Source organism: Phaeobacter sp. S60, from assembly GCF_000826845.1.
Classification (GTDB): Bacteria; Pseudomonadota; Alphaproteobacteria; order Rhodobacterales; family Rhodobacteraceae; genus Phaeobacter; species Phaeobacter piscinae.
Window position 1 is genome coordinate 1 of sequence record NZ_JSWJ01000039.1, and the last position, 3,813, is coordinate 3,813.

Here is a 3,813-nt window from a genome sequence, read left to right on the forward strand (position 1 = left end):
CCCCGGTCCTTGTAAACATAATCGCACATAGCCCTCATGGCTTTTGGGCTTCCGTAGCCGCCCCACCTGTTGCTGAGAATGATTTCTGCCGCTTCTGAGATGGCAATCTCATCCCGTGCCGCCTGCAGTTGGGCGCGCAGGGCGTCGCGTTCATCCTTGCATTCGTGGATAGCTTGCCGAGAAACAAGCACCATAATGCCTTCTTCGTCAGCCTGTTGGTAGTTCATCAGGGCGTCCCATGCCGCCTCTTTGCTTGTGTCAGTCATGTGTGTTCTCCGTTCAGCGAGGGACGACGGTTCCGTCTACCTTGCGTTTCCATTTGCTGCCCTTGGAGCCGGGCAGGGTTGATTTCGGCTTGTGCGCGCCGCTGTGCTTGGCCGCCACGCGCTTGCACTTGGCGATGGTCGGCACGTCCTCTTTCGCTGTCTTCGCGCGATGGCACCGCTCATGGGCCGGTCGCAGGTTGTCGTCGCTATCATCGCCGCTGATCTCCAGCGGGATAACGTGGTCGGCGTCCCAGCGTTCACGGGTTCCGTCGATCTGTTCGCCGCAGATATGACAGACGCCGTTTGCAGCCGCGAAGATGCGGGCGCGGCGGGTTGTGTTCATCCGGCGGCGGTTCATTGCTCTGACCCCATCCAGCCCGCGCGCTTTGCCTCGCGCCACTCGACGCCATGGCGGGTGCCATATTCATAGATCACCTCGATCAAATCCCGCATTTGGGCCACGCTGAGCTTTGATGAGCGAAAGCCGATGGGGAAGGGGCCGGATCCGTCCAGGCCTTCCGCAAACTGGACCTGGTGGCCGAGGCTCTGCATAAATGCTGATTTCCACGTGTCCTCTGTCCACTGGCGGCCCTCTGGCTTGGCTTTCGCTACGTCGTGAAGCATCGCCCACAGCTTGCGGTTCTGCGGCTCAGAGCGCTTTTCAGCGGTGATCGTGACAACCGCGCGGTCTGGCGCTTGAGCAAGGGCCGCAGCGGCGTATGCGCGCTGCTGGGGGCCGACAAGATAGATGGTTGGCATCACGCAGCGCCTTTCTCAGCCAGTTCATCAACCATCACGCTCAGCGCCTCGGCTTCGGTGTGGTCGGTCTGCTCTGCAGCCAAGGACACACACAGGCGAAAGTCCTCGGCGCCAGGGTTCGGGATGATCCGATGAACGGCGGCAAGGTTTTCCTCGTAGGCCTCTCGGATCGCGGCGCGATTGATCATTCTGCGGCCACTTTGGAGCTGAACGGATCGTCCTCAGTCACAGCGTCGTCCTGCGCCTGTTCGTCGGCCTTCGCCGCAATCTCCTGCATGGCGCTCATCCGGTCCTCTGTTCCGGGCAATGAGCCGCTTACGATTTTGCGGGCCAGTGAGTTGTTCGCTTTCACCTGCGGGCTGTTCCACCATTTGGTGAATTCCTCGACACCACCCCTTGCCGCCTTCTCAGCATCTTGCAGAACCTCATTGATTACGTCTGCGGTCGGCTCATTTGGCAGCGCGGCGGATTGTGCTTGCAGGGGGGTGACAGTGTGCTGTTTTTTCTTCCCGCGCGTCTCGGTCAGGAAGAACGATTGCGGCTTATCCAAGTGGGACATGGCGGAAATCCGAATGCCTCCGACCTTCATGCCCCCATACTTCACTTCCGGGTCCAGATAGAGGGTCATTGCGCGCCCTGCGTAGACAGAGCTGTCATCGCCCCAGACGCGGATCAGGAGCCGGCGCATTGTTTTGCAGGGCTTGAACGGTTTGCCGTTGTCGCCCTCGAAACTGATCCAGACCGGTTGGTCCTCAGAGTTGTTCACGCGCACACCAGTGATGGTGATTGTGCGAGGGCCGCCGATCAGATCTTCGGCGTTCAGCTGGTCAGACTTTGCTGCGATGGTGTGAAGAATAGAAGTCACAGGATCATCCCTTCATAGTCGATACGTTCGGTTGGTGTGTATGTGGCAGGGTCTGCGGTGGCGGCGGTATAGGCTTTGATGATTTCCTGAACGTTCGCCTCAAACTCCTTGGCCGCCTGAGCGATGGCTGCTTGGTAGTCCGCATCTGGAAAGACGCGGTGGGTCATCATGGGCAGGCCGTGAGAGAAGCTGATGAAATCGCACCAATCGCGGCCCGAAAGGAGCAGGCCGGCCTGGACTTGTGCCATGTACTCCTTGGGAATTCCCTCCCCACGTTCGCGCGCCGTAATGCTCGCAAGATGCAGGTGCGGATCCCGGCTCTTTACCTCAATCAGGCCATCGACACCCACCAACCCATCAGGTGAGTACCCAAAGAACGGAAAGCGGTCATTTGTGATGAAGCCCACCTCTGAAACCGGCGCGTATTTGTCGGCGTAGATGCCTCGCGCAACATCCTCATCGATGTGACCGCGCAGCATCTTATCTGTCGTGAAGGTATCTTCCGGGATGCCTGTGATCCGCTGAATGGCGATCTTGTTTGCCAGGGCTCGGGTTTTGTCATTCGCGGCGAGCTTGAGGGTCGGCGTAACGATTTCCTTGACCACGCTGGCGGTCAGGACGCCGCAGCGAAGCTGCAGCCACTCATCAGAACCTTGCTCGGCGTTGTGCAGTTTTACGGGGGTAATCTGGTTCATCAGATGTGCACCTCTGTGTGGGGGATTTGTCCTGCCATAAGAGCGTCCGCAATCGCTTCGGGCGATGCATTGCCACGCATGGACGCCAGGGCCTCGATGATGTCGGTGCGAATTTTTGCGCGGTGCTGGGCGTCGGCCTCACGCTCGGCGCGCGCCTCGTCCGCCTTGCGCTTATCTTCCTCCATGCGGTGCCGTTCGGCCTCAGCCTTCTCTGCGGCCTCGCGCTCTGCTTTTGCCTTCGCGTCTGCCGCGGCCTTCTCGGCAGCTTCCTTGCGCTGCTGTTCCGCTCTCACCTCATCCTCAAGGCGCTGCTGCTCCATCCGAGCTTTCAAGTCTGACAAGGTTGCATTGCGCAAGTCGTGGATGTCCTGGGCGTACCGGCCCAATTCATCCACGATCGCAGGCAGCTTGGTGTCCAGCTCATAAATCAGGATGTCGAAAGATTGAGGCTGACCGCCGATCCGACCTTCACCCACTTCCTTGATGTAGGCCTTGGCTTTGTCGACGCGCTCCTGCAAGCGCGCTTCGGCATCACGGGCTTCGCGCTCCTTGCGCTCTTCTTCCTCCTTGGCGGCCTTCAGTGCGCGAAGTTCTTCCAGCTCGCGGGCATCAGCTTCCCGCTTCTGTGCTTCGGCAAGGCTGGCCTGCAGCGCAGAAATGGCAACCTGCTTTGCGGCTGATGCCTGCTCTTTGAATTCCTGCCAGTCTTCGCCAACCTCGATCGCTTCAATTTCAGCGAGAACAGACGCGATCTGCTCAGAGGGCGAGTGGGTGTCGACCCGACCTGCATCAATTTCTGAAAGACGGTCAGTGAGAGCCTGAACACGCTTGGCCTCAGCTGCCTCCCAATCCAAGGCGGGCTTTTTGATCTCATCACGCAAGGCTTCAAGGCGATCTTTCGCCAACTTTCGGCCTGCGTTTACGGCTTCGATTTCCTTCCGCGCTTCCTCTGTGAGAGCCAAGCCCTGCTTGTCCAGCTCAACTTTCGATTGGCTAACCTTGTGCGCGATCGACTTCAGCGCATCCCGCCCTTTCCGTGTGGATACGTCTTTGCCCTCTGCTTCCTTGCGGGCAGCGGCCTCCAACTTAGACAACATGTCGCCAAGGCCATCCTGCTTTTTCAGGATCGCGGCGAGGGATGTGGGCTCAGGCAGAGATAGTGCCAAAGAATTCACTTGTTCGTTCATTGTCTCACCTTTCGGAAAAGACCCCCGGCGCGAGTATGGGA

The 3,813-nt window shown here is 59.1% G+C and carries 7 protein-coding genes; all 7 read right to left on the reverse strand.

The window, feature by feature from the left end:
* Positions 1 to 266 (reverse strand): hypothetical protein (locus OO25_RS21575; protein ID WP_040182860.1); only part of this gene is annotated, 266 nt, incomplete at its 3' end.
* A 13-nt stretch (positions 267 to 279) separates the two neighbouring features.
* Positions 280 to 624: an HNH endonuclease gene (locus OO25_RS21580; RefSeq protein ID WP_052465761.1), complete on the reverse strand. Its 345-nt coding sequence runs from the start codon at positions 622 to 624 to the stop codon at positions 280 to 282.
* Entirely contained in the window at positions 621 to 1,025 is a 405-nt protein-coding gene (locus OO25_RS21585) for a recombination protein NinB (protein ID WP_052465762.1), read from the reverse strand. Before OO25_RS21585 ends, OO25_RS21580 begins: the two co-directional genes overlap by 4 nt.
* Complete coding sequence (locus OO25_RS21590) at positions 1,025 to 1,213, reverse strand: hypothetical protein (protein ID WP_040182862.1); 189 nt, start codon at positions 1,211 to 1,213, stop codon at positions 1,025 to 1,027. Before OO25_RS21590 ends, OO25_RS21585 begins: the two co-directional genes overlap by 1 nt.
* On the reverse strand, positions 1,210 to 1,890 hold the full coding sequence (locus OO25_RS22340; protein ID WP_052465763.1) for a hypothetical protein: 681 nt from the start codon (positions 1,888 to 1,890) through the stop codon (positions 1,210 to 1,212). Before OO25_RS22340 ends, OO25_RS21590 begins: the two co-directional genes overlap by 4 nt.
* Positions 1,887 to 2,585 carry a lambda exonuclease family protein gene (locus OO25_RS21600; RefSeq protein WP_040182863.1) on the reverse strand — a complete coding sequence of 233 codons (699 nt, stop codon included), beginning with the start codon at positions 2,583 to 2,585 and terminating at the stop codon, positions 1,887 to 1,889. Before OO25_RS21600 ends, OO25_RS22340 begins: the two co-directional genes overlap by 4 nt.
* A partial coding sequence (locus tag OO25_RS21605) for a hypothetical protein (RefSeq protein WP_206778547.1) occupies positions 2,585 to 3,813 on the reverse strand: 1,229 nt, incomplete at its 5' end. The genes OO25_RS21605 and OO25_RS21600, both read right to left, overlap by 1 nt.

What these genes read in the sequence shown, in the direction of transcription:
- OO25_RS21590 (WP_040182862.1), bottom strand. Translation starts at nt 1,213, where the DNA reads ATGATCAATCGCGCCGCGATCCGAGAGGCCTACGAGGAAAACCTTGCC.
- OO25_RS21600 (WP_040182863.1), bottom strand. Translation starts at nt 2,585, where the DNA reads ATGAACCAGATTACCCCCGTAAAACTGCACAACGCCGAGCAAGGTTCT.
- OO25_RS21580 (WP_052465761.1), bottom strand. Translation starts at nt 624, where the DNA reads ATGAACCGCCGCCGGATGAACACAACCCGCCGCGCCCGCATCTTCGCG.
- OO25_RS21585 (WP_052465762.1), bottom strand. Translation starts at nt 1,025, where the DNA reads ATGCCAACCATCTATCTTGTCGGCCCCCAGCAGCGCGCATACGCCGCT.